Consider the following 26501-nt stretch of genomic DNA (forward strand, 5'->3'; position numbering starts at 1 on the left):
ACTGGTCATTCATGATGGATAGGAAACAGACTATGCGAAAACTAGTCGCCGGCAAGCTGCACGGCATCCACGTCACCGAAGCAAACCTCAACTACCACGGTTCGATAACGCTCGACCCTGACCACTGCGAAGAAGCCGGGATCCTGCCGATGGAGTTTGTCGAGATATGGAACAAGAACTCCGGCGCGCGGATTTCGACCTACGTCATTCTCGGCGAACGCGGGTCACGCTGCTGTATCCTCAACGGAGCGGCCGCCCGCACCTGCCAGCCAGACGACCAGATCATTGTCTGCAGCTCCATCTACCTGGATGAAGCGCATATCACCTCGCTGAAGCCGCGGGTCGTCACGTTCGACCAGGACAACCACATACTCGACCGCCTGAGCTACTCCGTCGATCTCGACGCCCATGGCCGTTACTGTTTCTCCATCCTTGACGAGGCGGGGGAGGCTTTGGCCACCCCTGCCCTGCTCTCCGGCGCGTGACTTGTATCCGACACGTGTGCGAGCTTTTGCACCGCAATAATCGAGCGCCTGTCGTCGCCGCGGGCCGAATACGCTTGACGCAGAGATCCGTTGAACCTGATCCAGCTCATACTGGCGCTGGGACGGTGAGGATGGCGTGCCAACGACCGCTTGCGGCGACTGGATCCGCGCCTAGAGGAAGCAAGCCAGGACTTAGGCGCTGGAACCAGCGAGACCTTTTTCGCGTCGTGCTAACGAACCTGACGACTGCCATCGTTGGCAGTGCGCTCGACCAGATTGCCATCACCTTCATGCTCACAGGCACCAAGAATACCTTGCCGATGGCACATGGGACCAGCTTACGGGGCGGGATCTGGTCTGCCCTGAGCTCCGGGCGATCGCTGCACTGATGGCTGCGGCGTCAATCTGCTGCATATTCGCGGGGCTGCGGTTTTCCAAGCCAGAGGCAAAATACCGGTTTCTCAGTCTGGGACAAAAGATTGAGATGGTTGCGATTACCGACCTATCGACTATTGGGCGGATCTCGTCGCCAAGAATCGCGATCGCGGTATCGCCCAAGCGTTGGTATTCGGCGAACTTGCCTGCGACGAACAAGAGCTCGGAAGGTTCGCGGGTCTCGCGGCCGGGCACGCGAGTCGTTGCCGCATTGCCGAAATGGTATTGTTTCCACGTTATCAAGAATAACATCTACTCTATCGTTACCTTCGATCGTGTCATCCCACGCTGGCTGCATTCGAGCGAGCTCTGACCATGGAACGCACAATCGCCGGACACGCCGCAGCCGAGGCGTGCGGCAATGGGCAGGAAATTCGCGCTCACCAAAACGGATACTTGCCCCGCGCATTCCGCTATGTGGCTCAATGCTACACTTCCGACTCTCTGCTAAGACCTCCGGATTGAGCGGGGGATCCCAAACCGGTATGCCGGTTCCTAGGATGAACGCAAAAGCATGCGGAAGCAGGTGCTTGGTTACGCCTTGGAAGCACTGACCCATTGCTCAACATCATAGAGGCAAAAAGGAAGTGGCAGCCGTGAATTAAACAATCGGCTCGTCGAAGGTAAGAAACGCATGCCGCACGAAAATCCTCATCCGTCCGTTCCAACGACGCTTGCCCCGCTTCGGAACCAGGTTTTTCGTTCGATCTGGGTATCTACACAGATATCCAGCCTGGGATGGCTCGTGCAAACAGTAGCCATCAGTTGGCTCATGGTCACTATTTCTGCCTCAGACCTGATGGTTGCACTCGTGCAGGCCGCATCCACATTGCCGGTGTTCTTCCTCTCAGTTCTCGCCGGAGCCATCGCCGACAACTTCAGTCGCCGATGGGTCATGTTTGCGGGGCACTGCCTGATAGCATCGGCATCAACAACGCTGATGATTTCTGTCGGCCTTGGATTTGTTAGTCCCTGGCTCATACTCGGATTGGGTTTCCTGGCTGGCTGCGGCTTCGCGCTAACCGATCCGGCCTGGCATGCGTCCGTGGGCGATATTCTTCACAAGCGCGAAATTCCGGCTGCGGTGACGCTTATGTCTGTCGGATACAACATTGTGCGCAGCGTTGGTCCGGCTTTGGGAGGCGTCATTCTGGCGTTCTTTGGGCCGCTTGCCGCTTTCGCCTTGGCCGCGCTGAGTGATCTGGCGCCGCTGGGCGCAATATGGCGCACCAAATGGCAAGTCCGCTCTTCGCCTCTCCCTCGTGAGAGAATGACGATGGCGATTCATGATGGAGTGCGCTTTACGGCGTTATCGTCGGAGATCAGAGTTGCAATCGCCCGTGCAACCCTTTTCGGCTTGGCAAGCATCTCCATCCTCGCGCTTCTGCCTCTTGTCGTGCGGGATCAATTGAGGAGCGGGCCAATCGTGTACGGCATCTTGTTGGCCGGATTCGGAATGGGGGCGTTCATTGCGGGCATGAGCAACGGCTTCTTGAGGCGGATCACGTCTCAAAACAGACTGGTGGCGTGCGCCTCTGTCGCTTGTGCAGCATGTTGCCTCTCCCTTGCGCTTACATCGTCGGTCGCTGTGGCCGCCATTTCGCTGGCATTCGGTGGCGCCGGTTGGCTTGTCACCTGGACGGGCATTGACGTGTCGGTGCAGCTGGCAAGCCCAAGGTGGGTAGTCGGCCGGACGCTCTCGATCTACTACGCCCTGAGCGCCGGGGGCATGGCAGCAGGCAGCTGGATTTGGGGTTCTGTCGCGCAGAACTACTCCTTGCCCTGGGCTTTGGAAGGCGCTGCGGGGGCTCTGTTGCTGGTTGCAGCAGCGGGAATAGTGCTGCCGGTCCGTCCATGGGAAGAAACGGATCAAGAAAGTTCGGATTTTCGCGCACCGGAGCTGGCACTCGATCTGAAGCCCAGGAGCGGCCCGATCGTTGCCAAGGTCGACTATTCCATATCAGAGAAGAATATCGACGCCTTTCTCGGCTGCATGCGGACAAAGCGGCACGCTCTTAGCCGTGCCGGTGCACGAAACTGGACGCTCCAGCGAAATCTTCAAACGCCTTCACTTTGGACAGAGACATTCCGCACGCCCACCTGGATGGACTTTCTTCGTCTGAATCATCGGCTTACGGCCGCGGATAAGGAAGCAGACGAACATCTTCTCGCGCTGCATGATGGCGAACTTCCTCCACGCACGGTGCTTTCGATCGAGCGAACGACGGAGGCAGCTCGTACCCGTGCCTTAACAGTCTTTTCTCGTCCTCCGAGGTGACGTCATGATGAGCTGTTGGTCGATGGAAAGCCGCGATCGCCCCTGGGCCTTCAAGAGCACAGGGTTCGCACGGTGCCATCTCTGCCGGAACCGATCTGTAGATGCTCCACACTACCTTTTATGCGACTTTTGAAGCACAATGGCGAACATGACAAGGCCGGCGTTGGCATCGAGGGGATGGCATGTCATCCCAGAAACCTGTTTTCACGGTGCCACTGTAGGGCTGCCGGCGATGGGAGCGCTGTCGGCCCTCTGGGATCCCGAAGGGCATCGCCGTGCAGATCGTAGTAGTGCTTGCCGTTGTCGAAATCCGCCTTCAACCTGCCGCTAACGACAAAACGGCGCTTCTCGTCGATCGTCACGTAACCGAGATCAAACAGTTTGTGGATGTCGGTGCGCAGTAGCACACCATTAGAAGCCTCATGTATTCCTCCGTCCGCATAGGAGCGGATGTGCGCCGCGTCGAGAATTGGAAGTGTCCTTTCTCCGCTGACAGCGCAGCGCCGCTCATAGGCATCAGTCACGACCACTCGAAAGGCACCCTGCCCCAGCCGCGGCTTCACGAGCGTAGGTGCGCCGTATTTCGTTAGCTGTTCCGGGTCGGCGGGAAATATTACACTCGCGGTACGCGATAATACCGCGTCCCAAAGGGCTCGACCATCGCCCTCGTAGGCATCGAAGCCACGACCCACCACGATGTTGGATTTCCAACTGGCCGGAACGGGAAGCCAGAGATTACGCGGCCAAAAGAAGGGCGACGTCAGAATACGACATCCGATTACAGGATCGATACGAGAATTGGGGGGATCCGAACGGTATCGACGAATGCGCTCGCGCATTTCGGGAAGGCTGCGGACGCCGTTCTTCAAGCCGAACGCCTCCCAAGCGAGCGACAGCGGGAGACTCGAAGAGGCCGAGTAGATGCCTCCGCCGACGATGAAATTGAGTGGTGCGTGGAGTTTGAAGAGGAAAAGCTCCCCTGGACTTAGTGCACGGAAATTCGTCCGTCCGCTTGGCGCCCAAAAGTTCACCTCATCCAGCTCACTGCCAGACAGGAAATCGAACCAGTCCTTGTCGGTAACGGCGACGAAGATCTTGACCATGCAACATCATGTTATGAGGGTGAGACCGATGCAATATCAGGCAGCTGTCGGACCGGTGATTGCGGCCGCGCATGGGGAAGCTATCTACGGGCGCCTGTCCAAACTTTCACATTCTACTCGGCAGCCTGAATAGAGGGCATCTCATTGCCGAAGATCAACGCGTCTTCGGAAGCCGCTGAATATAGCTCGTCCATCTGCGCTTCTAACGCCGAAAGCGCGGTGAGTCGGAGAATCATGTTCCGAAGCCAGCGCTGCTCCTCCAGCGTCATCGGCCTCCCCTCCAGGCGACTGACATGACGATAGCCAAGCCATTTCCGGATGGTTTGATAACCCCCGAGTTCGCATCGCCATGCAGCCGTAGGAACGTTGGCAAGATACACATCATTGTTGATCCAAAGCTCTCCGCTCACCTCGTCACTTGGTACGAAACGTCCCGGCGCTGCCCCGAAGTAGGAAATTGTGACGCGAAGGTCGTCGGCGCTTATAGAATGACCGTCTGATCGCCGGATTGCCGCAGTGCTGGCCACCTTATCACGGCCGAGTATTTCACGAAGCACGGACGATGCGTCAGTCGAACAGTCCATAAGGGCCGCGACAAGACGACCCAACTCACCGACCTGTCGAGCTAGTGCCGGATTTCGTGGTATCGGCACCCGAGCCCAGTCGGCCCCCAACGCGCTCGCATGCTCCATGCGGTAAGCGGGCGAGTTCATGATCGCCAAACAAATGTGGATCAACTCGTTCGCACAGAGATGGGCATCGGCGGCTTCGAGTCCTCCAGCCTTATCCCAAGCTTCGCGAAGCGCAGCCCAAATTTCCGGCGATATATTGGCCAAACGGCCTCCAGTCAGGGCGTCTATCCTAACAACAGCAGGAATGGCGACCGATCCGCGGTCATGAACATGCAGATCTAAGAGTGTCCGGGAAAAGAGCGGTCTCGCTTCCGAGACCTTACGCGGCTCGGGCACCGCTATCAGGAAACATTCGCAGTCGACATTAGCCCCGAGCGTCTCTCGCGGCTCGTTTAATAGTTTGAGTCTATCCTCATAATAAATCCACCGCTGGTCGAACGGAAACAGAAGATAAGGGCTAACGCGACTCTCGTCGAAGCCCAGCTTCCGGAGGCTCTGCCAGACCTTCTCGGGGGCGTAACGGGCACGCGGAATCGCTAGCCCAGGGCACGCGCTCGACGCGTTCACGAAACTTTCAGCTTTCATATATGCGGCGATGCGATCCGTTAGGTCCTTCTTATTGACGTCAATGAGACTGCCAGTAATGCCCCTATTGGGGTTTATCCCCTGCATGCGAATTGGGAAAAGCTCTTCTAGACTTGGCCAAGCCTCGTAGCCGGCGGCTTGTGCGTGCGGCGCTAACCGCCAACGGTTCTGCCTCGTGGGCGTTAGCCGACGATATGGCGCTGCGCTTTCCGCCGAGAGCAATTGCCGGCGTTTCAAGGCCGCCTTGCCCCAGAAATCTCGATATTGAACCACAGTCTCTTCCGGTTTGGTACGTTCTGCTCCTCTCTTGAGGAACGTTGCGATGGCAACGCCCGTCTGGATACCTCTTGGGTCACTCTCAGTGGTGAAAACACTTTGATCGGCAGTGCCTGCACCAGCGATTCCCGCGGGAATGACTTTGCCGGTCCGGTATTTGTCACCGTTCAAATTGTCGATCCAGATTTCGTGAAAGTTACGAAGTAGGGACTCCCGCATGATTGGGTGGGAACGCCCGGTTAGCCAAGACGAATTTGTGATCAGGGATACCAGCCCGAAGTCGCGCTCCTCTGCAATCTCCCGTTCTGCCAGCCTGTAAAACCTGATGTAGAGGTCATTGAGCAGTTGTTTGCGCACGCCCCAATGGCGAAACAACAAGGACGTCCGTTCCGGCACAAGTTCGGTAGTGCCGTCGCGTCGCCTTCTCTCAACATAGGTGACCCCTTTGTAGTGATCGATCAGCCCGGCCTCCTCCTCCATCCTGACTGCGGCCTGACGGTCGTATGGCGGGTTGCCAAGTATGACGACGATATCAGCGTCCTGCTTAATCGATTGCGCAGCTTCGAATTCTTGCTGGAGTTCCGGGAAGTTGAGCTGAAGCTGCCGCCGGTCATTCCATCCGGTGAGAGCGTTGGTCAGAAAGATGCCAAGCCGCTGATCGTTTGGCGGCGGCGCTCTTAGATCGCTAAGCATGACATAGAGCTGAAGTTGTGCGATCGCGAACGGCGCTGTGAGAACCTCAAAACCAAAAATCCGGCTCGTTAGTGCTTTGAGCAGCGAAAGACCGACGAGTCCCTCTTCGCCTGTCGCTCGCAGTTCCTCGGCAATGCAACGTGCGGCTTCGAGGATGTAGGCACCAGTCCCACAACACGGATCGAGGAGAACCACATTTTCATCTGCCAACCCGAGCGGACGGCCAAGTTCTTGCTTGAGGAGCTCGTGAGCTCGCCGCACTTGATACCGAACTATCTCGGGAGGCGTGTACCACACTCCCATGGTCTTCTTGAGCGCCGGATCGAAGGCCTCCAGGAAAGGTTCATAGAAGTATGTCATCGCCGCGCTGGCGACATCTCCATCTGACAAAGATGGAAAGGTCATCTGCTGACGAAAAACTTCAAGATCCACTCGATTCAACGTGTCTGTTGCGCGGTCAAGATGGCGTTCCAAATCGAGATGCCTTAGTCGGCTCGGATTCCGGAATTCATGAAACAGACCTGCTAGGAAGGGAATGCGGAGATATCGGTTTATCCGGTCCCAGCCAAAACTGGTGCCGTCCTGCTCGCGCTGCCACAGCGCCCATGCCGCGAACAGACCGTAGAAGGCCGTCTGAATTAGCGTCGACCTGAAAAACTCACGACCTTCGTCGTCATCCAAGTCGAAGCTGAGACCCAAAGCATCTTTGTAGTCTTCAAGGAGGGACTCAAGACCGCGGAGATCCCTCGGAAGAGCCGCCTTCGCTGCTTTGGCCTGCAGCGCAAGTACACGGGCGAGTGTGGCTGGCTCTCCAATTGGCACGGAATCCAGCAGAGTAGTTTGAAGCAGCTCCACCAGATCGCTTGCGTCGCGGAAACCAGCTCGTCCGGTCGACCACAAAGAAGCCGTTCGGACCAGTTCTCGGTCGGCTGGCATCACACGATCCAACCCGGCACGATTGTGGCCAGCGCGACATAACACCAAGCCGATTTCGCCAACGTTGCAGACAAGAACTACGCCTGTACGGGCAAGATATCGGCCAATCTGATCGTCCCTGTCTGTCGACATAGCGAGTTGTTGAATGCTGATGCTTGGAGTTTTTGCTTCGCCGTATGCGGCGATCAATGCTCCGTCAGCAAGGACGAAGTCCGGCCGATCTCGTCCCTTGTCCGGACGGAGCTCGCTGGTGCCCGTGCGAACTTCGAATGGAAGTTTCACATGTGATAGCACAGCGGAAAGAAGTTGCCGGATCCAAGGATAATAGCTTTCCTCTGTAGCGCCGGGTTGTGCAGAAAGTGCACGCGTTTGACGCTCGTAGTCTTCAAGCGTGGCTCGAAGTTCCTGCACTCTCCATCTCCCCCCGGTCTCGAGGCGGAGATTTTATAACAATCTTAGTAAACGAAGACTTGAGTTTATTTTTCAGCGCCTTGCGCGGAACGGCCCGTGAGCTTCAGCCAGGCGGGCACACGGCCTCGGTCCATTCTTTGCACGGATCACTGACCAATGTTTAGATATAATTTTTGGTCAGCAGTGAGCTTCCGATTGCTACTGACCAATTTTTATATATAATCTTCGGACAGAACGGTGGCTCGATGCCAGATCCTACTTCCGACACCCTTGACCGCATCCACGACCGAATTGCCAAGGCCGCGCCCGCGGGCGTGTGGTCGCGCGCCGACTTTCTCGACATCGGAACGCCATACGCAGTCGAGAAAGCGCTGCAGAGACTGACCCGCCGGGAGGACATTCGCCGACCTTGTCGCGGACTCTACGACAAGCCGGGCATCAGCAAGCTGACCGGCAAGATGGTGTTCCCCCCGCGCGCCTCTTTCATCGACGCGATTGCGCGGCGCGACAAGCTGCGGGTTCTGGTCGACGGCATGACGGCGGCAAATGACCTCGGCTTGACCACGGCCGTCCCGGCCCGTTCGACGATCTACGCCGACACCTATCCGCGGACGATTGAGATCGAGGCGAACACCGGCGATCCGAACGCTACGCAGCCGGTCATCTACAAGCTCGACTTCAAGCGCATATCAGCCAAGACGGCGTTCTGGGCAGGGCGTCCGGCCATGCGCGTGATCCAGGCGCTGACGTGGTTTCGTGACGAGCGATCGAGTCTTGACGCGGCCGTGAACGGCATCGTCCGGCATATCTCGCGCGATCCGAGCCGGCAGAAGGTCGTGCAGGACCTGCGCGACAACATTCATGCCGTCCCCGCATGGATGTATCCGCTGGTCGAGACGATCGCCGGCAAGCTCGGGGAAAACGAGCAGGCCTCCAACCGCGGGAAGGAGGAGCATGCAACAGACGTTCATTGAAATCCTTCGCTCGAGCGTGGACGACCGCCGGGCGCTCTTTTCGACGGTGGCCGCCCATCTGGAGACACGTGCGGAAAACATCGAGAAGGACCTCTATGTCTGCTGGGTGCTCGACTTCCTGTTCAACCGCCGCCCGAACGATCCGGTTGGTCTCTATTTCAAGGGCGGCACCAGTCTCAGCAAGGCATATGGGCTCATTCGTCGGTTCTCCGAGGACATCGACATCGGAATCTACAAGGCCGATCTGCACGTCCCCCTGGAGGCCGACATCGCCGCCCTCTCCTCGGTGAACCAGCAGCAGCGTGCGTTGGCGGAGAAGGTCGACGAGGCCGCACGGCAATACATCTCCGGTCCGCTCAGGGACCTGCTGGCGAAGGAGATCGCAGCCGTCGAAGAAGCGGCCGGGCAAACGGGACATTTCTCGCTCGCATTCGGCTTCGATGTTTATCGAAACAGGGATGCGCTCGATATTCTCGTAGTCGGCTACAAGAGCGTGTTCGATTCCGGTGACGGATATGTCCAGGCGGTCGTCCGCATCGAAGGCGGTGCTCGTCCCGATCCCGAGCCGGCCGAACCTCGCGAGATCGTGCCCTACATCGCTTCGGAAATGCCGGTGAGCTTAGACCTTACGGTCCGCGGCATAATGACGGTGAAGCCGGAACGGACCTTCTGGGAGAAGGTGCTGATCCTGCACGCAATGACCGAAATGACCGAGAAGCGAAGCACGGAAGCGAAGCCCGAACGCCCGGTGCCGGATCTCAATCGGTATTCGCGCCACTACTACGACGTCCATCAGATCTGGACGCACCCTGACTATGGAGCGGCCACGGCGTCAATGCTCGATCTCGCCGAAGCCTGCCGGCAGCACAAGCAGCTGATGTTTCGCGCGCCGGATCACCGATACGATCGTGCAGTCCCAGGCAGCTATCGCCTTGTCCCGACTGCCGACATGCGCGCCAAGCTCGCCGCAGACTACCAACGCATGTCGGCGATGATCTTCGGCACGCTGCCAGCCTTCGCCAATGTCATGGCGAGCATCGAAGCGCTCGCGCACCATCTCAATGCGGCCCCGGCCACCGCGCCAGGGGCGGCGGCGCCGCAGAGATGGGAAAAGACCAAAAGGGTACGAACTGATAGGATCGTCTGATGGCGGAGGTTTCAAAGAATGCTCCCGCCGGGCTGCCAACCGCAGGTCAGTCGAAACTGTCTTGGCCGCTCTTCCGGCTGGTTCTGACGAGGCAGCACTAGGGGCGGCGTTGACGAAGACTTCCGGGCTTCGCTGCGTCGATTGCGAGAGCACATTCACCGCATGAATGAGAGGATCGGAGATACTCGGGGACATTGCTCTACTGCGTCATCAGATTGTTGCATCCGCTGAGGAGGCCCGCAGGTCAGACAGGCGTGCCGCTGACGAAAGGCCAGCCTTTTCAAATCAATTGCCGAGCCAGGACTAGGCCCATGAGCGAGTGCGCCGACCACAAGATCCAGATGATGACTATCGACGGGCTGCATTTGCCCAAGGACCGGAAGCTACGCCCGCGCCGCGCTATCCCCGGGCTTGATGATGCATACGCCGTGACCCAGGACGGCCGCGTGTATTCGGTGAGCACGACCAGCTCTGGGACGCCGATCAGTGGCCGCGCATCTGGCTTCCGTACGGCGACCGCCTCGCCATTGTGGACGTGGTGGCCTCCGTTGCCATAGCATGGCTCGACGAGGAGCAGCGCGCCATGGTTCGTGATCGCCTCACCTCAGGTACCCTGCACGGCGATCCGGCCGTCCGCGCACTGGTGGAGGAGCTTGCGGTCTCCAAACACGCCGTCGCACTTGTAGCGAACAAACCGGACTCGAAAATCGTCCCAAGTGCGCTTCGAGATCGATGAGGCCGGAGGCGACATACAGCGTGTAGAGAGGGCTCAGCCGGCGGAATACCTCACTTTCCTGCAGGAGTATTCCCGGCCGCCATCACAAGGCGGGAACACCTCGGCGCTGCACGTCCACACCATGATCATAGACGGCCAAAAGTACTCCTTCTTTGCGCGGCGCGCGCCAGTGGGTCTACAAGGGCGACAGCGTGTCCTTCAGTTTCCGGATTACGGAGAAGGGTCACCGCAACGTCTTGCGCGGATCGATCGTGACTCAGGACAAGGCAGGCCGCCCAGTCATCCGGGGTGGGAGGCAATCAGGCCGGCGCCTCGCAGATGGCCGATCAGTCGGCGAAATTTCCTTTCGTCTCGGGATTGTCGATGCGCCAAGTGCGCATGACGTCGATGCGCTGCGGCAAGGAGGTTTTCTTTTTCGGACAGAATGGACCTGCCGTTTTGCGTCCCGACGGGTTAATCTGCTCTTCGGTCGCCAGCCGCAGAGTCTGTACGAGATGGAACCGGTCGGCGCGACCTGGATCGCGTGTGGAGCAACCTCTCGGGCCGCCTGCGCGTCGAGGCCACAACGGTCACGGCTTACGATTTCGATTGAAGGGTACTTTCGCAACCAGCTCGCCGCGTGTTGACACTCCGGTCTTCCAGAATATCGACGACAGATCGACGCTCGAGATTCACAACTATAGAGCCGTAGGCCAAGGCCCCGTAAGCTGTCATTTCAGAGGACTCATGGGTTCACTTTCTGGGACGCCTGAAAACCCTTTGCAAAAATCCTCGCAGCCATGGCCTACGGCAGTTGTTCGGCAACAGCGAGGTCCATTCAGTTGAAGAGCGCCAAGGGAAACCCATCGTCGTGGTCCTGACCTAAACGTTGGTGTGGTTCCGTCCTGTCGCCGCCGTGGGTACGAGCGCCTTCAAAACGTCAGTCATCTTGAGAGTGCCCACCCGAGTCCCGTCCGAGTGCACCGCAAATGACTTGTCGGCGGCACCGTGGGATCGCAGGATCGCCCGCTCCAGGGTTTCGTCCCCGTCGAGAACTTCGTAGCCATCATCCTCGGCGATAGTCTTTTCCATTACTGATCGGACGCGAAGCACCCGGGCGCGGTTGATATCGCTGACGAAGTCTTCGATGTAAGGGTCGGCCGGGTTGAGGAGGATGTATTGTGGTTCCCCTTGCTGCACGATTTCGCCGTCCTTCAGGATCACCAGATGGTCGGCGAGCTTGAGGGCCTCATCTAGGTCATGGGTGATGAAGACGACGGTCTTCTGGAGATCCTTCTGTAATTCCAGGAGGAGCTCCTGCATGCTTGAGCGGATAAGCGGGTCAAGCGCCGAATAGGCTTCATCCATGAGCATGAGCTCGGAGTTCGAAGTTAGCGCCCGCGCAAGGCCGACGCGCTGCTGCATACCTCCCGACAGTTGGTGAGGATACAGCGCCTCCGAGCCCGCGAGGCCGACTCTGCTGAGCCATTTGCGGGCCGTCTGATCGGTTTTGGCCCGCCCGTCCCCGCGCACAGAGCATGGCATGCCGGCGTTTCGGAGGACCGTTTCATGCGGCAGCAGCGCAAACTTTTGAAAAACCATGGACATCTGGGTCCGGCGTAGCTGCTGGAGCCTCGCCCGATCGAGTTTCATGATGTCCGTCCCGTTGACTATGATCTCCCCCGCCGTGGGGTCGACGAGGCGGTTGAGGTGTCGAATAAGGGTCGATTTTCCGGAGCCCGAAAGGCCCATGATCACCGTGATCTCGCCTTTCTTGATCTCCACATTGATGTCGCGCAGCCCAAGCACATGGCCATAGGCCTGCAGCATGTCCTTCTTGTGCATCCCCGCCTTCGCGTAAGACACCATGGCCGGCGCGTTATTGCCAAAGATCTTGTACAGGTTGCGGATGGATACGAAGCTCTCGGTCATGCTCATGTCCGCGACTGATGCATCTTGTTGACGCGCTGGAGGGCTGCCCGGCTGACTCGGTCGAGAACAATGGCCAGGAGCACGATGCCGAGGCCCGCGACTAAGCCGACGCCGAGTTCGAGTTTGTTAATGCCGCGAAGGACAAGGGTTCCAAGGCCGGGTGCGGAGACCAGCGAAGCGATCACGACCATAGATAGCGACAACATGATTGTCTGGTTGATGCCGGCCATGATGTTTGGCAGCGCGAGGGGCAGCTGGACGCGATAGAGCTTTTGCCAAGATGTCATGCCAAACGCCTCCCCCGCCTCGAGAACGTCCTTGTCGACCAGCCGTATGCCGAGGTTCGTTAGCCTGATCGACGGCACGATCGCATAGAGAATGATCGCGATGCCGTAGAGTTTGGGCTCCGTGACGCTGAACAGGAAGATCAGCGGAATAAGGTAGACGAAGGTCGGCAGCGTCTGCAGCAGGTCGAGAAAAGGAGTCAGCCAGCGCTCCAACCGGTTGCTGCGTGACATCGCGATGCCGATCGGCACCCCGAACAAGACACAGATAAATGTGCAGACCATGATGATCGCGAGGGTCTGCATGGCGTAACCAAAATGGTCGATGAACGCCAAGCCCAGGAACGCCACCAGTACAAAGATCGTCACCCCAATGCGACGTCCGGCGCAATGAGCGATGGCGACCAGGATCAGGATCGCGGCCCACCACGGAAGTGACTGCATCAGGTCGATGGCGTTGCGCAACGCCCAACTCAATGGCTGCGTAACCGGGTCCAGAACGACTTTGGCGGGGTCTTTCACGTCCAGGAACAGACGTTCCAACCCGGCCGTCATGTCGCGGGTGCGTGGGATGGCGCCGCAGGCCTTATGAAGGACGTCCAGGGATGGAAACGGGAAAGATTCGGTTTGGTCGGTCCCCGCTGCGCCGGCCTTTGCAAGTAGATCGTCCATCGACATCGGACCGCTGATGGCGCCGGCGTCGCACCAGGACCGCAGTCCCAGCGTGTCAAAAGCTCTTTCGTAAGCTGCCATGTCTAGCCTTAAATCGCCGCAATCCGGCAGCCACGCCCTTCAGGGCGCGGCCGCCGGAATTGACCGGGAGGGGCTTGTCGACGTGCTTGAGGTGCCGCCAAGCATTTTGCCAAGTCAACCACCAGGCCGATACATCCCTTGGGTGGTGGGCCCGGTGACCGAGATGGCGGATCTCACTTCAAGACTGCCGCGAGCTTTTCCTTGGCCTCGGGGCTGAGCCAGTCCGCCCACACCGTCTTGTAGGTGGTCAGGAAGTGGACCGCCGATTCGTCGGCCGAAGCCTTCTTGCTATCCTGCCAGGCCAGTGTCTCGCTCATCTGTTCATTTGTGAAGGTCACCTTGGACATAAGCGCTGCAATATCGGGCTCGCGCTTCTCGAAATCCGTTGTCGCTGCCGTCACCACCTCTGCCGGCGGATAAGCCGACTTACCGGGTGTCTTGCACGTTTCCACCGCGTTGCAGGCGTGGATCTCGGGGACATACGGGCCAATGTCGACCTTGACCATCTTGTACTTGCCGAGAACGGATGTTGGACCCCAGTAGTAACCGAACCAAGGCTGCTTGTTCTCGTTGGCAGCGGCGATCGCCGCTGCCAGGGTCTCTCCGGAGCCGTGATTAAAAACTTCAATGCCGTGGCCTTTCAGATCGAAAGCCTCAGCCAAATGGTCGTTCGTGATCTTGCAACCCCAGCCTTCTGGGCAATTATGAAATTTGCCGCCGACCCAGTCGGGATGGGCCAGAATGCCGTCGATCTTCGCAAGTTCCGGATGTTCGTCAACGAGGTATTGTGGGACCCACCATGCATCAATGCCGCCGGGGGTCAGGACATGGCCCAACGTCTTAACTTTGCCGGCGGCCACCAGTGCTGGATAAGCTGGCGCGCCGTTAAGCCAGAGTTCGGTGACGATGTCGGGACGGCCGGTCTCTGCAACCGATGTCACCGCAGTAGCAGTAGCCGAAGGAACAACCGTGACCTTGCAGCCGTAGCCCTGTTCCATCAGGAACTTGGAGACGGCGGTCACGATCGAGCCCGAGGCCCAGTTCATCTCAGTGATGGTGACGTCACCGCATTTGGCTTCGGCCGCGGTCGCGGCGATGGTAGCGATAAAGGCTGCGGCGGTGAGTTTAAGGGTGTGTGAGAGCATTATTTTCTCCTGTTGGTATTCCATTCCAGGCGATGTCCCCGGCAGTCGGATCTGCCGGGACGGTTCCCCACGTTAGGAATTATAGGAATACCAAACATTTAACTAACGAATATAATTCGACCCTGACATCGACGTTTTCGATGTTCGGGCGGTTCGTTAGTCGATGGCCAGGCGCGTCACAGCAGCCTCATCAAAGGTAAAACCAGTGCCCGGACGGGTGGGTATGAGGATGTCGCCATCCACGATCTCCATCTCTTCACGGAAAAGCGGGGCATACCACGGCATGTGTTCCACGGAGATGCAATTGGGGGCAGATCCGGCGATGCACAGGCTGTGTTCGGTGAAAATATGGGTGGAAATGGGCAGGCAGTACGCTTCCGCCAAAGCCGCCACCCGACGCATTTCGGTAAGCCCACCAATCCTCTGGAGGTCCGGCATCAGCACATCGGCGGCGCGGGCCTCGATCGTGTTGCGGATGCCGAAACGTGTCCACTCCGTCTCACCCGAAGCAATCGCCATGTCGAGCGCATTACGAACTTCGGCCTGGCCCACGAGGTCATGGACAGATACCGGCTCCTCGAGCCAGCCGATGTCGAGCTCCTCAAGCATCCTGCCAAGACGGATCGCCTGCTTTGGGGTGAGCGCCTGGTTGGCGTCCGTCAGGATTTCGATGGAGGGTCCGACTGTCTCTCGGACTGCCTTGACGCGCTCGAGATCCTTTCGCGGGTCTTTATTACCGACGCGCACCTTCATCGCCCGGAACCCCTGGTTAAGAAAGGTCGCCGCCTCATCAACCAGTTCGTCGATGCTCTGGGAAAGCCAGAGGCCGCCGCTGGCGTATGTGCGGATCCGATCTCGGCAAGCCCCGAAAAGGTGATGCAGTGGCCGGTCCGCGCTTTTGCCGACCAGATCCCAACAGGCCGTGTCGAGCGCGGAAAGCGCCGAGATCGTGACGCCGGCATAGCCAGTTGGATTGATTTCAGACCAGATGGCTGAATTGATCGCCGTCACATAGTGGGGGTCCTGGCCCACAATGCGATGCGAAAAGCCGCGGACCATCTCGTCGAAGGCTTTGAGCCGGACGGCATTCAACGTGAAGATATAACTCTGGCCCATGAGCCCGACATCGGTTTCCAGATAGACAAGCAGGCAGCCGACCGAACGCATGTTGTGAATGGCTGTGGTAATCGGCTTGGCAAAAGGCACGTCCGTCAGCCGGGTCTTTAATGCGGTGATTTTCATGGGATTTCTTTGTGCAGGTTGAGGTTCAGGCGATCGCCTCGCGCAATGCCTTCACAGCGGTTTCCATATATTCCGGCGCAATGACGTCAATACGAACGGCTACGAAAACTGTTCGTTGAAAGCGCGGCGCCCCCTCGACCACATGCAGGCGGCCGGACTTGACGTGCGGTGCCACGGACCCGGCCAGGAAATAGCCCGAACCACCGCTGGCCAGAATGTGATCCATGGCCACCGCGGCGCTGCGGATCGTGAGTTTGTGGCTGAAGACGCCGGGAAAATGCATGCTGTGCTGTGCCCGGAACGTTTCCCCCCAATCCACGAAGACGTAGCCAGGAACAACCCCGCTCTCCACCGCGCGCGGTATTGTCGAAACCATCATGAGTTCTTCGCTGATGAGCGGTTCGATGCGTGCCTCCGCGCAATGGCGCGGATCATAAAGCACGGCAATGTCGAGCAGTCCGGCTCGGAGTTTCTCCATAAGCGTATCCGAGCGCTCGGCGATGGCGCTCGCGACTCCATCCGGCAGGGCCTTGGCCATACGTTCCAGCCAGCCGGGCACCACGCGGGGCCAATGATTGTCCTCGACTCCCAGCGTGACGAAGGCATTCAGGCCCTCCGGCAGGGTTGCGACTTGCTGGCCGCGCTCCCAGGCCCGGACGATGTTGATGGCGCTGGAGTGGAACTGATGCCCGCCCGTCGTCAGAGCCACTCCATTGCGCTTGCGGTGAAACAGCTGGCGGTTCAGCCGGCGTTCAAGCGCCTTGATCCGTGCGCTGATGGTCGACTGCGTGACGTTCAACTGGTCGGCGGCGTGTTGGAAGCTGCCCGTGCTACCAACCTCCAAGAATGCCCGAATGTGCTCAATGTTCAACGCAAAGTCGTCCTTAAATCGAAGTCTTCGATATGACTCGATAATTATATTCGTTTGCCACGTCAATGCGGGTGAGAAAGAGTGGAATGCGGGATCCAGTGATGACAGTGCGAGCTGGAGACATGCCAATTGAGCGGGCTCTTCGGATGTCGAAGCGCCGGCTGCCCCTGAACGGAGACATTTATGCGGATTGCATTTATCGGATTGGGCAATATGGGCGGGCCTATGGCAGGCAACCTGGCGCGTGCCGGTTACGAGCTCGCGCTTTTCGACCTCGATTCCAACAAGGTCGATGCCGTCCGATCGACAGGAGTCACAGCCGGCAACCAGGCGATGACCACGGCCACGACAGCGGCGGACGCCGCCTCCGGTGCCGATATCGTGTTCACCTCCCTGCCGAACCCCAAGATCATCGAGGCTGTGGCGCTCGGCGAGAAAGGCATTGTTGCGGCATTGCCAAAAGGTGCGTTGTGGATCGACCTCTCAACGAACAACCTTGAATGCGAGCGCCGCATCCGCGCGGCCGCCGAGGTTCGCGGGATCGATTTCCTTGATGCTCCGGTCTCCGGCGGGATTGAAGGCGCCGGCGCCGGGACGCTGATGATCATGGTCGGTGGCGACGCCCAAGTCTTTGGCCGCTGCAAGCCGGTCCTGGACAAGATCGGCAACCGGGTCATGCACCTCGGACCTCATGGGGCCGGGTACGTCGCCAAGATTGCGCAGGTTGTGCTTTGCTACCTCAACTCCGTGGCCCTCAGCGAAGCGCTCATGCTCGGGGTAAAGGGTGGCGTTCCCGCCGATACCATGTTGGGGATCATCCAGGGCAGCACCGGGGCGAGCTACGTCGCTAATCGATACGGCCCCGCCATCCTGGACGGCAGCTATGACCCGGGCTTCGCGCTCGGGCTTGCACACAAAGACATGGCCCTGACCCTGGAGCTCGCGGGATCTGTCGGCGCTACGCTGCCGATGTGCGAGCAGGTCGAGGCCGTCTACAAAAAAGCTGTCGACAAATACGGTTTCGATCAAAACCACCTGATGGCCGTAAAGCTCCTCGAAGAGCAAAACGGCACATTTCTCCGTTCCGCCTGACAACGTGATTAGCGAAAGGAATACCAATGGCATACGAGTTGAAAGCAGAGGACTTCAGCGTCCAGGGTGGCCATGCCAACATTTCCAAGGAAGAATGGGAAGCGCGCGTCGACCTTGCGGCCCTCTATCGCCTCGCCAACATATACGGCTACGACGATCTGATCTGGAACCACATCACGATGCGGGTTCCGGGTACCGATCACCAGTTCCTCCTAAACCGCTTCGGCCTACTTTATAACGAGGTCACGGCGTCGAACCTGATCAAGGTCGACGAACAGGGCAAGGTTCTGTACGGCCCGCCGGACGTCAATACTGCGGGTTTCGTCATCCATTCAGCGATCCACAACACCCATCACGACATGAAAGTGGTCTTCCACAGCCACGCGCCCGCAGGCTTGGCCATCACAGCACTACAGGATGGCCTGGAATTCCTGACACAGGACGGCTCGATGCTGTGGGGCGACATCGGTTACCACGATTGGGAAGGCCTGTCGCTAACCCTTGAGGAGCGGGACCGTCTCGCCAAAAACATTGAAGGCAAGAAATGCCTGATCATGAAGAACCACGGGTTTCTCGCGGTAGGCGCCAACGCGGGCGAAGCTTTCATGAACCTGTATTACACAGTCCGCGCGTGCCGGGTATTGATCGATGCCTATTCCACCGGCCTTAAGCTCGATAAGAGCCGCGAAGACATCTGGCGGCTGGCGCATCGTCAGTACGACGATTTCCCGCTCGGCAAATATGAATGGCCAGCGCTGTTGCGCCAGTGCGATCGCGTCGATTCTTCGTATCGATACTAACCTGACAGCTGGAAGCCTCGGCCGACGGTAGCCGGGATTTCCAGCGTCCATTCGTCTGCAGAAGTTTGCACGGAGGTCCAACGGCCAGCCGTCCTTTCCGTGCGACCCGATTCTCCTCCAACTGTGGCAGCCGAACCCATGACTATCTTGTTGAACAACCATGGTTACGACAATGAAAGCTGGCGAAGAGAAATCAGCCGCCAGCTTCCTGAATTGCCTGTCAAAGTGTTCGGTGAACCGATTGATCCCAATGAGGTCGTCTATGCGATGGTTTGGAACCACCCCGCGGGTGACCTTAACCGCTATCCGAATCTCAAGGCAATCTTCTCGCTCGGGGCCGGTGCCGAGCATTTCGTGGCAGATACAAGCTTGCCCGATGTTCCCGTGATCCTGCTGGCCGACCCAGCCGTCGCGCGCGACATGGCCGCCCATGCCCTCTACTGGGTGCTCACCTTCCACCGGCGCTACGCGGACTACCGTTCCCAGCAGAAGGACCGGATCTGGCACCGCAAACAGATCGTTCCTACGAGTGAGTTTCGCGTTGGGATATTCGGTCTGGGCCGCATCGGCACGGAGGTCGCCAGCCGCATCCGCGATTTCGGCTACGCGGTGAGCGGTTGGGACCGCACCATGCGACACATCGAAGGAATCGCGTGCTATTCTGGAGCAGGTTCCCTTCCCGAGTTCTTGAGCCGCAACGACGTCATTATCAATGCCCTCCCCCTTTCCCCCAAGACGCGGCACTTCCTGGACGGCAAAATCTTCTCCGCAATGCCCCCGGGCGCGTTCTTGATTAACATCAGCCGCGGCGCGGTCGTACATGACGAGTCCCTGTTGAATGTTCTCGACAGCGGTCATCTCGCCGGTGCTGCTTTGGACGCATTCGCCCAAGAACCGCTTCCTGCTGAACATCGCTTCTGGTCCCACCCCCACGTGTTCGTAACGCCTCATATGTCTGGCGCAACATTTGCGGCGAGTGCTGCAGCTGTAATCGCGAACAATGTGCGCCGTCTTGAGCGCGGGCTTGATGTCTTTCCGTTGTTCGACCGGGCAGCCGGCTATTGACGCTACCAGCATGACGCTACGCAAGCGTTCGAGAGGAGCCTGAGGGGGGTGTCACCGATGGTCGGTTTTGGCGTTGACACGCCGAGAAACCTCCTGCCGGCAAACTCCGGGCTTCATGAGGCGCTATCTGATGCGCCTCGCCGAAACACCTCGAAAAGTGGGAGGCGGATACGAAACCGCACGACACGGCAATTTCAAGGACCGGCATCGCTGACTGGGCAAGCAGGAGCCGCTGACGTTCATCGCCAGTTCGGACACGCCCAGCTACGGCAAGCTCCCCAACATTGACTGCGACAGGCTCACCGCAGTGACGTTTTACAAGCTCAACCAACATATCGAAGGCGGCCGTGCCGCCGGCACAGGCCCAGATATCGTTATCGACCTCATAGACGGTCGCCGCCGCCTCGACGCGCATGAAGCGCTCCTTGAAGGCCGGCAATGCCTCCCAATGGACGGCGCACTTGCGGTCAGACGTCACAATATCGACTGTTATTTCCGCCAGCTCAGCATTGCGACGGCCAAATTCGCTAGTCATTTATCGATCCCCGTGTAGATTAGACGATCCTTGTATTATGATTTTACGCCCAATCACGCTACTGGCTGGCGGTGAAGAGGATTGCGGCATGCCAGTGACAGATACATGAGCCGGCGCCGTTCGGCGTAGGGGTTGGGGTAAAGGCGCCGGCCAGGCGAAACCACACAGGTCCGCCGCTCGATATGCGTCGCCTGCCGTAGCTTGGCGCGATTCGCGGAGGTTACCCCAGCACAAGGCCGCCTAATCTACACGCCCGACACGATACCGAGCCCCTATGGCAAGGCCAGGATGGACAATAGGATGCCGCGCTGGCCAGTTACGGGGTAGAGCGCTGTAAAGACTGCGGCTGTCGCTAAGGGGGACCAAGGCGCAGCGTGTTACGTGCGATCTGCCAGGCGGATTCGACATGCCGCCGGGCTGCCGCCGCCGCCTCGTCCGGTTTGCGCGAGCGGATGGCATCCATGATTTCGGTCATCTCGGCGATCGCCGGCTCGCGCCGGTTCTCCGACGCGATGGTCATCGAGCGGAGCTGGTTGATGCGGACATTCAGACCCGTCACGATTTCCCAGGCAATGCGCTTGTCGGCCGCTTCGAACAGCGCTTCGTAGAACTTGGTCGTGGCCCGCATCACCTCGACCGGCGCGCGTGACGCCCACGCGTCAAGCAGGTTCGTCAAGGCGGCATCGAGCGAAGCGATCTGCGCGTCGGTGGCCGATAGTGCGCAGGTCCGCGCCGCGATGCCCTCCAGCAGCGCCCGCAATTCATAGATTTCGTCGGTACGGCCGAGATCCGGCTTGGCCACGGCAGGCCCATGGCCCGGTATCATCTGCACCAGGCCTTCCGCCTCCAGCTGCCGCAGAACCTCGCGCACGACGGAACGGCTCACCCCGAGCTGATCGCAAAGCGGCCGCTCGACCAGCCTTTCGCCGGGCTGGAAATGGAAGCCCATGATCGCCTCGCGCATGCGCTCCAGCGCCAGCGTCCTCAACGTCTTGGCGGAGCGGTCGATCCGCAGCGTATCGTCTGACATTTTTCTCGCCTTCCCTTGCGCCGCCACAAAACAGATTCCAAAGCCAATTGACAAGGTCCTTGGCGCTCCATAGCATGGTATACCATAAGATGATAGAATGATGACGGTGCCCACATAGTGCCGTCGCGACCGAGGATTTCCATGAAGCCGGCCATTCGAAAGACCGTCACCTACATCGAGAACACGCTTATCGAGGGCGGCAAGGCGGCGCCGAAACCGTTGCGCCTGATCGGCGTTGCCGCGGTGTTGACGAACCCCTGGGCCGGCCGAGGTTTCACCGAAGACCTGTCGCCGGAGATCCGCGCCTTTGCTCCCGTCCTCGGCGAATTGCTCACCCGCGAGATCATCGCCGTCGCCGGCTCGGGCGACGCGATAGAGGGCTATGGCAAGGCTGCGATCTGCGGGACTTCGGGCGAGATCGAGCACGCATCGGCGCTGATCCATACGCTGCACTTCGGCAACCACTACCGTCGCGCGGTCGGAGCCAAGACCTATCTCGCCTTCACCAACCTGCGCGGCGGACCGAACACGCCGATCATGATCCCGCTGATGGACAAGAACGACGAGGGCCGCCGCTCCCACTATCTGACCGTGCATTTCCAGATCGGCGACGCGCCCGCGCCCGACGAACTGGTGGTGGCGCTTGGCGCTTCGATCGGCGGCCGCCCGCACCACCGCATCGGCGACCGCTATCAGGACCTCAAGGAGGTCGGAGATCTGCATGGCTGACACCGCCGCCTCCGCATGGGTCCGCAACACGGCTCCGGACGGCACCGGCTTCATCCGCGCCGGGTCCGGCGCGCCGGTTCTGCTCATTCACGGCGTCGGCATGAACGCGACGATCTGGCAGGCTCAGATCGCGTCAATGAAAGACCGCCACGACCTGATCGCCATCGACATGCTCGGCCACGGCGTTTCACCTCTGCCACCGGAAAATGCCTCCCTGTCGGATTTCGCCGATCAGGCGGTGCGGCTGCTCGACCATCTCGGTCTCACTTCGGTATCGATTGTCGGCCATTCGATGGGCGCGCTGGTCGCCCTTGAAATCGCTCTTCGCGCGCCCTCGCGCGTCCACTCCATCGTCTGCCTCAACGCGGTCTTCCGCCGCCCCCCGGCCTTGGCGCGGGCCGTGCGCGAACGCGCGGCCGCGCTCGGCGCGCATGGCGATGCTTCGGCCGTCGCGGCAACGCTTGCCCGCTGGTTCGGCGATCCCCTGCCGGAGAGCCTTGCCGGCGCGGCCGCCACGGCGCGCGCCGCCCTTGAAGGCGTCGACGCGCAAGGCTACGCACGCACCTATCGCCTCTTTGCCCGTGCCGATGCCGACCATGCCGACGCGCTGGCCGGGCTCGCCGCACCAGCCTTGTTCATGACCGGGTCGCAGGACAGCAATTCGACGCCGGCCATGTCTGCAGCCATGGCGCGGCTTGCGCCGTACGGCCAATGCCTGGTGCTCAGCGGAGAAAGACACATGATGGCAATAGCTTCACCTGAAAAGGTGACGCAACACATCAGTGCCTTTCTCGACGCTGGGGAAGTCGAGAAGCCGCAGACCGATGCCGTGTTCGACAGCGGCGAATTCCGGCGCGCGCTCGGCTCCTTCCTGACCGGCGTCACCATCGTCACCACGATCGGGGCTGAAGGCGAACCGCGCGGCTTCACCGCCAACTCCTTCACCTCGGTCTCGCTCGAACCGCCGATGGTGCTTGTCTGCATCGCCAAGAAGGCGCTGGGGCACAGCGCCTTCTCGACATCGAAAGGCTTCGCCATCAACATCCTGTCGGAGAGCCAGAAGGCTCACTCCGGCATCTTTGCCTCCAAGGCCGCGGACAAGTTCGCATCCGTGGCCTGGCAGCCGGGCCAGACCGGCAATCCCCTGATCGACGGTTCGGTTGCGATGTTCGATTGCGCCATGCAGCAGCTGGTCGATGCCGGCGATCATTCGATCCTCATCGGCCGCGTCCGCGATTTCAGCCACAACGGAGCCCAGCCTCTCGGTTATTGCAGAGGCACCTATGTGACGCCCGGCCTCAGCCAGGAAGCACTGGCGGCAGTCCCCCCCGATACGGAAGTCGGCGCCATTCTCGAGAACGAGGGCCGTGTGCTGTTCTTCGAGACGGCCGATGGGTTTCATGAATTGCCGGCCGGGCGCGGACTGGGAACGCCGAAAGATGCGCGCAGCCTCAAAGGGCGCCTTGCCGCCAGGGCCATCGACGCCCAGCTCGGCTTCCTGTTCGCGGTGTGGGACGATGCCGGCGACCCCTCGCACACGCATGTCTACTATCGTGGAACGGTCGATGGCCCCTGTTCCGACGATCGCCGTGTACGGCTCGTCGACATCGAGCAGATCGCCGATCTCAAGATCGCCGACCCGGCGGTACGCTCGATGCTTGCCCGCTATGCCCGTGAACGCACACAAGATGCGTTCGGCGTCTATGTCGGCAACGAGGTCGAAGGTGAAGTCCGGCCGCTCGCCAAGCCCTCGCCAGTTCTTCTTTCCGGTCGCGGGTGAAGCTGATGAAATTTTCGCTTTTCGTCCACATGGAGCGCTCGGACCTGGCAAAGCCGCATTCCGAGCTTGTCGGCGAGCTGGAAGAACTGGTTGTGCAGGCTGAGGAGGCAGGGTTCGAAACGGCCTGGATCGGTGAGCATCACGGGATGGAATTCACCATCTCGCCCAACCCGTTCATCAACATCGCCTGGCTCGCCGCCAAGACCAGGCGGATCCGGCTCGGCACCGGAACCATCGTCGCGCCGTTCTGGCATCCGATCAAGCTTGCCGGCGAAGCGGCGATGGCCGACGTCATCACCGGCGGCCGTCTCGACATCGGCATTGCGCGCGGCGCCTACGCTTACGAATACCAGCGGCTTTTTCCGGGCATCGAGGCCTGGGGCGCCGGCCAGCGCATGCGCGAGATGGTGCCGGCGATCCGCGGCCTGTGGGACGGCGATTTCGAGCTCGCCGGCGAATTCTGGTCGTTTCCTTCGACCACCTCGTCGCCCAAGCCGCTGCAAAAGCCTTACCCGCCGATCTGGGTGGCGGCGCGCGACCCCAACTCGCACGACTTCGCGGTTTCCAACGCTTGCAACGTCCAGGTGACGCCGCTGGCCTCGGGCGATGGCGAAGTGGCCAGCCTGATGGAGCGCTTCAACACCGCTTGTGGTGCCCACCCCGACGTGGCACGGCCCGAAATCATGCTCCTGATGCACACATTCGTCGCCGAGGACGCAGCCGATGCCGACCGCCTCGCGCAGGATCTGTCGCAGTTCTACTGCCAGTTCGGCGCCTGGTTCCAGAACAAGAAGCCAGTGCGCCAGGGCATATTGGAAACGCTGACCGATGCCGAGATCGCGGCCATGCCGCAATATGCGCCGGACAAGATCAGGCAGAACCTCGTCATCGGCGAAGCCGATGAGGTGATCGCCAGGCTGAAGGCATATGAAGCGCTCGGCTACGACCAGTATTCGATCTGGATCGACAGCGGCCTTTCCCACCAGCGCAAGAAGAAGTCGCTGCAGCTCTTCATCGACAGGGTGATGCCGGCCTTCTGCGAGCCGAAAGCGGGATCGCGATGAGCATCGCCGAATTCAGGAACTACATAGACGGAAGCTTCGCCGAGGCTACCGCAACTTTCGACAGCATCGATCCCTCGACGGGCGCGACATGGGCGACGATGCCCGCTGCATCGTCTGATGACGTCGACCGCGCCGTCGAAGCCGCTCACCGGTCGCTGCGCTCCGGCCCGTGGGCAGCGATGACGGCAACGGCGCGCGGCAAGCTTCTGGTGCGGCTCGGCGATCTGGTGGTCGCCAATGCCGATCGGCTGGCGGACCTCGAGACGCGCGACACCGGCAAGATCATCCGAGAAACCCGCGCCCAGATCGCCTATGTCGGCGACTACTACCGTTACTATGGCGGGCTGGCCGACAAGCACGAAGGCTCGTTTGTTCCGATAGACAAGGCGGACATGGAGGTGACGATCCGGCCCGAGCCGATCGGCGTCGTCGCGGCGGTCGTCCCATGGAATTCGCAACTCTTCCTGTCCGCCGTCAAGCTCGGGCCGGCGCTGGCGGCCGGCTGCACCGTCGTCCTCAAGGCGTCCGAGGATGGCCCCGCCCCGCTGCTGGCCTTCGCCGAACTCGTCCATGAGGCCGGTTTTCCCGCCGGGACCGTGAACATCCTGGCCGGCTTCGGCCACGATTGCGGCCACCGCCTGACCAGCCACCCGCTCGTCGCCCGTGTCGCCTTCACCGGTGGTCCGGCAACCGCCCGGCAGATCGTCAGGAACACGGCTGACAATCTCGCCTACACGACGCTTGAGCTCGGCGGCAAAAGCCCGGTCGTGGTGTTTGCCGATGCCGACCTGGACAGCGCCGCCAACGCGGTCGTCGCCGGCATCTTCGCCGCCACCGGCCAGAGCTGCGTCGCCGGCTCACGCCTGCTGGTCGAGCGTTCGGTGAAGGACGAATTCCTCGCCCGGCTCAAGCACAAGGCCGAGGCGATCCGGATCGGCGATCCGCGGGATCCGGCAACCGAAATGGGGCCGCTGGCCACGTCGCGGCAGCGCGAATGGATTGAGAAGGTCGTTGCGGCAAGCCTTGCCGCGGGTGGGCGGCTGGTCACCGGCGGCGAAAGGCCCGCCGGTCACGCCGGCGGCCTCTATTACGCGCCGACGATCATCGATGCCAACGACAACACCGGCTTGCCGTGCGTGCGCGAGGAGCTGTTCGGTCCCGTGCTCTCAGTGATCGCCTTCGACGCGGAAGCCGAAGCCCTGGCGCTGGCCAACGACACGCCGTTCGGCCTGGCGTCAGGCGTGTTCACCACCAATCTCGCGAAAGCCCATCGCATGGCGCGCGGCATCCATGCCGGCGTGGTCTGGATCAACACCTATCGCGCCGTCTCGCCGCTGGTTCCGTTTGGCGGCTATGGCCAATCAGGCCTCGGCCGCGAAGGTGGCCTCGATGCGATCCGCGACTACACGCGTTCGAAGTCGGTGTGGATACGCATCTCGGATGACCCGTTTCCCGATCCTTTTGTCATGCGGTAGCCGCCGCGGACGGGGATTCGCGATCAAGGCGAAA

20 protein-coding genes and 1 pseudogene are annotated in these 26501 nt (G+C 60.1%); 11 read left to right on the plus strand and 10 right to left on the minus strand.

The window, feature by feature from the left end; all coding sequences use genetic code 11:
• Positions 1 to 32 precede the first annotated feature (32 nt).
• Both panD and A6B35_RS30545 read left to right on the plus strand, forming a co-directional pair.
• Entirely contained in the window at positions 33 to 485 is a 453-nt protein-coding gene (panD, locus tag A6B35_RS30535) for an aspartate 1-decarboxylase (protein ID WP_006205530.1), read from the plus strand.
• Between the two features lie 1069 nt (positions 486 to 1554).
• On the plus strand, positions 1555 to 3198 hold the full coding sequence (locus tag A6B35_RS30545; RefSeq protein ID WP_040583800.1) for an MFS transporter: 1644 nt from the start codon (positions 1555 to 1557) through the stop codon (positions 3196 to 3198).
• 185 nt (positions 3199 to 3383) lie between these two features.
• Here the strand turns inward: A6B35_RS30545 and A6B35_RS30550 are convergent, their stop codons facing one another.
• Both A6B35_RS30550 and A6B35_RS30555 read right to left on the minus strand, forming a co-directional pair.
• Entirely contained in the window at positions 3384 to 4301 is a 918-nt protein-coding gene (locus A6B35_RS30550) for an HNH endonuclease (protein ID WP_006205527.1), read from the minus strand.
• A gap of 113 nt (positions 4302 to 4414) precedes the next feature.
• Positions 4415 to 7834, minus strand: coding sequence for a type ISP restriction/modification enzyme (locus A6B35_RS30555; protein ID WP_063825596.1), 3420 nt, complete (start codon positions 7832 to 7834; stop codon positions 4415 to 4417).
• A gap of 245 nt (positions 7835 to 8079) precedes the next feature.
• Between A6B35_RS30555 and A6B35_RS30560 the strand changes: the two genes are divergently transcribed.
• Positions 8080 to 8808 (plus strand): DUF6088 family protein, encoded by a 729-nt coding sequence (locus tag A6B35_RS30560; protein WP_006205525.1) that lies wholly within the window; start codon positions 8080 to 8082, stop codon positions 8806 to 8808.
• A complete protein-coding gene (locus A6B35_RS30565) occupies positions 8789 to 9955 on the plus strand; it encodes a nucleotidyl transferase AbiEii/AbiGii toxin family protein (RefSeq protein WP_006205524.1) in 1167 nt (388 codons plus the stop codon). Before A6B35_RS30560 ends, A6B35_RS30565 begins: the two co-directional genes overlap by 20 nt.
• 1081 nt (positions 9956 to 11036) lie before the next feature.
• On the opposite strand, the pseudogene A6B35_RS36330 reads toward A6B35_RS30565, so the two are convergent.
• The 6 genes and pseudogenes from A6B35_RS36330 to A6B35_RS30595 form a co-directional block, all read right to left on the minus strand.
• A pseudogene (locus tag A6B35_RS36330) lies at positions 11037 to 11390 on the minus strand (transposase); the annotation flags it as partial.
• A gap of 162 nt (positions 11391 to 11552) precedes the next feature.
• Positions 11553 to 12608 (minus strand): quaternary amine ABC transporter ATP-binding protein, encoded by a 1056-nt coding sequence (locus A6B35_RS30575; protein ID WP_006205521.1) that lies wholly within the window; start codon positions 12606 to 12608, stop codon positions 11553 to 11555.
• Positions 12605 to 13639: an ABC transporter permease gene (locus A6B35_RS30580; protein WP_006205520.1), complete on the minus strand. Its 1035-nt coding sequence runs from the start codon at positions 13637 to 13639 to the stop codon at positions 12605 to 12607. Before A6B35_RS30580 ends, A6B35_RS30575 begins: the two co-directional genes overlap by 4 nt.
• Positions 13640 to 13812: 173 nt before the next feature.
• Complete coding sequence (locus tag A6B35_RS30585) at positions 13813 to 14784, minus strand: ABC transporter substrate-binding protein (protein ID WP_006205519.1); 972 nt, start codon at positions 14782 to 14784, stop codon at positions 13813 to 13815.
• A gap of 156 nt (positions 14785 to 14940) precedes the next feature.
• Positions 14941 to 16026, minus strand: a complete 1086-nt coding sequence (locus tag A6B35_RS30590) for a mandelate racemase/muconate lactonizing enzyme family protein (protein ID WP_006205518.1) — start codon at positions 16024 to 16026, stop codon at positions 14941 to 14943.
• Between the two features lie 25 nt (positions 16027 to 16051).
• On the minus strand, positions 16052 to 16897 hold the full coding sequence (locus tag A6B35_RS30595) for a LysR family transcriptional regulator (RefSeq protein WP_006205517.1): 846 nt from the start codon (positions 16895 to 16897) through the stop codon (positions 16052 to 16054).
• 183 nt (positions 16898 to 17080) lie between these two features.
• Here A6B35_RS30595 and A6B35_RS30600 point away from each other — a divergent pair, with 183 nt between their 5' ends.
• From A6B35_RS30600 to A6B35_RS30610, 3 genes are all read left to right on the plus strand, one after another.
• Positions 17081 to 17989, plus strand: coding sequence for an NAD(P)-dependent oxidoreductase (locus A6B35_RS30600; protein ID WP_006205516.1), 909 nt, complete (start codon positions 17081 to 17083; stop codon positions 17987 to 17989).
• A gap of 26 nt (positions 17990 to 18015) precedes the next feature.
• The gene (locus A6B35_RS30605; RefSeq protein ID WP_006205515.1) at positions 18016 to 18789 is read left to right on the plus strand and encodes a class II aldolase/adducin family protein; all 774 of its coding nucleotides are present in this window, start codon (positions 18016 to 18018) and stop codon (positions 18787 to 18789) included.
• Positions 18790 to 18927: 138 nt separating this feature from the next.
• Positions 18928 to 19854 (plus strand): 2-hydroxyacid dehydrogenase, encoded by a 927-nt coding sequence (locus A6B35_RS30610; RefSeq protein ID WP_006205514.1) that lies wholly within the window; start codon positions 18928 to 18930, stop codon positions 19852 to 19854.
• 16 nt (positions 19855 to 19870) lie between these two features.
• Here A6B35_RS30610 and A6B35_RS35835 read toward each other — a convergent pair whose 3' ends face one another.
• Both A6B35_RS35835 and A6B35_RS30620 read right to left on the minus strand, forming a co-directional pair.
• Positions 19871 to 20389 (minus strand): helix-turn-helix domain-containing protein, encoded by a 519-nt coding sequence (locus tag A6B35_RS35835; RefSeq protein ID WP_006205513.1) that lies wholly within the window; start codon positions 20387 to 20389, stop codon positions 19871 to 19873.
• Between the two features lie 352 nt (positions 20390 to 20741).
• On the minus strand, positions 20742 to 21419 hold the full coding sequence (locus A6B35_RS30620; protein ID WP_006205512.1) for a GntR family transcriptional regulator: 678 nt from the start codon (positions 21417 to 21419) through the stop codon (positions 20742 to 20744).
• A gap of 141 nt (positions 21420 to 21560) precedes the next feature.
• On the opposite strand from A6B35_RS30620, the gene A6B35_RS30625 reads away from it, so the two are divergent.
• The 4 genes from A6B35_RS30625 to A6B35_RS30640 are packed head-to-tail and all read left to right on the plus strand — an operon-like array spanning position 21561 to position 26467.
• On the plus strand, positions 21561 to 22148 hold the full coding sequence (locus A6B35_RS30625; protein WP_006205511.1) for an amino acid synthesis family protein: 588 nt from the start codon (positions 21561 to 21563) through the stop codon (positions 22146 to 22148).
• Complete coding sequence (locus A6B35_RS37260) at positions 22141 to 23928, plus strand: alpha/beta fold hydrolase (RefSeq protein WP_006205510.1); 1788 nt, start codon at positions 22141 to 22143, stop codon at positions 23926 to 23928. Before A6B35_RS30625 ends, A6B35_RS37260 begins: the two co-directional genes overlap by 8 nt.
• 5 nt (positions 23929 to 23933) lie before the next feature.
• Positions 23934 to 24992, plus strand: coding sequence for an LLM class flavin-dependent oxidoreductase (locus tag A6B35_RS30635; protein WP_006205509.1), 1059 nt, complete (start codon positions 23934 to 23936; stop codon positions 24990 to 24992).
• Positions 24989 to 26467, plus strand: coding sequence for an aldehyde dehydrogenase (locus tag A6B35_RS30640; protein ID WP_006205508.1), 1479 nt, complete (start codon positions 24989 to 24991; stop codon positions 26465 to 26467). The genes A6B35_RS30635 and A6B35_RS30640 overlap by 4 nt, the downstream gene beginning before the upstream one ends.
• The last annotated feature ends 34 nt before the right edge of the window (positions 26468 to 26501 follow it).

The organism is Mesorhizobium amorphae CCNWGS0123, assembly GCF_001686985.1.
GTDB classification, from domain to species: Bacteria; Pseudomonadota; Alphaproteobacteria; order Rhizobiales; family Rhizobiaceae; genus Mesorhizobium; species Mesorhizobium amorphae.

Coding starts and splice junctions, on each gene's coding strand:
- A6B35_RS37260 (WP_006205510.1), top strand. CDS start 22,141: ATGGCTGACACCGCCGCCTCCGCATGGGTCCGCAACACGGCTCCGGAC.
- A6B35_RS30620 (WP_006205512.1), bottom strand. CDS start 21,419: ATGTCAGACGATACGCTGCGGATCGACCGCTCCGCCAAGACGTTGAGG.
- A6B35_RS30560 (WP_006205525.1), top strand. CDS start 8,080: ATGCCAGATCCTACTTCCGACACCCTTGACCGCATCCACGACCGAATT.
- panD (WP_006205530.1), top strand. CDS start 33: ATGCGAAAACTAGTCGCCGGCAAGCTGCACGGCATCCACGTCACCGAA.
- A6B35_RS30545 (WP_040583800.1), top strand. CDS start 1,555: ATGCCGCACGAAAATCCTCATCCGTCCGTTCCAACGACGCTTGCCCCG.
- A6B35_RS30565 (WP_006205524.1), top strand. CDS start 8,789: ATGCAACAGACGTTCATTGAAATCCTTCGCTCGAGCGTGGACGACCGC.
- A6B35_RS30590 (WP_006205518.1), bottom strand. CDS start 16,026: ATGAAAATCACCGCATTAAAGACCCGGCTGACGGACGTGCCTTTTGCC.
- A6B35_RS30585 (WP_006205519.1), bottom strand. CDS start 14,784: ATGCTCTCACACACCCTTAAACTCACCGCCGCAGCCTTTATCGCTACC.
- A6B35_RS30605 (WP_006205515.1), top strand. CDS start 18,016: ATGGCATACGAGTTGAAAGCAGAGGACTTCAGCGTCCAGGGTGGCCAT.
- A6B35_RS30610 (WP_006205514.1), top strand. CDS start 18,928: ATGACTATCTTGTTGAACAACCATGGTTACGACAATGAAAGCTGGCGA.
- A6B35_RS30580 (WP_006205520.1), bottom strand. CDS start 13,639: ATGGCAGCTTACGAAAGAGCTTTTGACACGCTGGGACTGCGGTCCTGG.
- A6B35_RS30635 (WP_006205509.1), top strand. CDS start 23,934: ATGAAATTTTCGCTTTTCGTCCACATGGAGCGCTCGGACCTGGCAAAG.
- A6B35_RS35835 (WP_006205513.1), bottom strand. CDS start 20,389: ATGACTAGCGAATTTGGCCGTCGCAATGCTGAGCTGGCGGAAATAACA.
- A6B35_RS30600 (WP_006205516.1), top strand. CDS start 17,081: ATGCGGATTGCATTTATCGGATTGGGCAATATGGGCGGGCCTATGGCA.
- A6B35_RS30625 (WP_006205511.1), top strand. CDS start 21,561: ATGAAGCCGGCCATTCGAAAGACCGTCACCTACATCGAGAACACGCTT.
- A6B35_RS30640 (WP_006205508.1), top strand. CDS start 24,989: ATGAGCATCGCCGAATTCAGGAACTACATAGACGGAAGCTTCGCCGAG.
- A6B35_RS30575 (WP_006205521.1), bottom strand. CDS start 12,608: ATGAGCATGACCGAGAGCTTCGTATCCATCCGCAACCTGTACAAGATC.
- A6B35_RS30550 (WP_006205527.1), bottom strand. CDS start 4,301: ATGGTCAAGATCTTCGTCGCCGTTACCGACAAGGACTGGTTCGATTTC.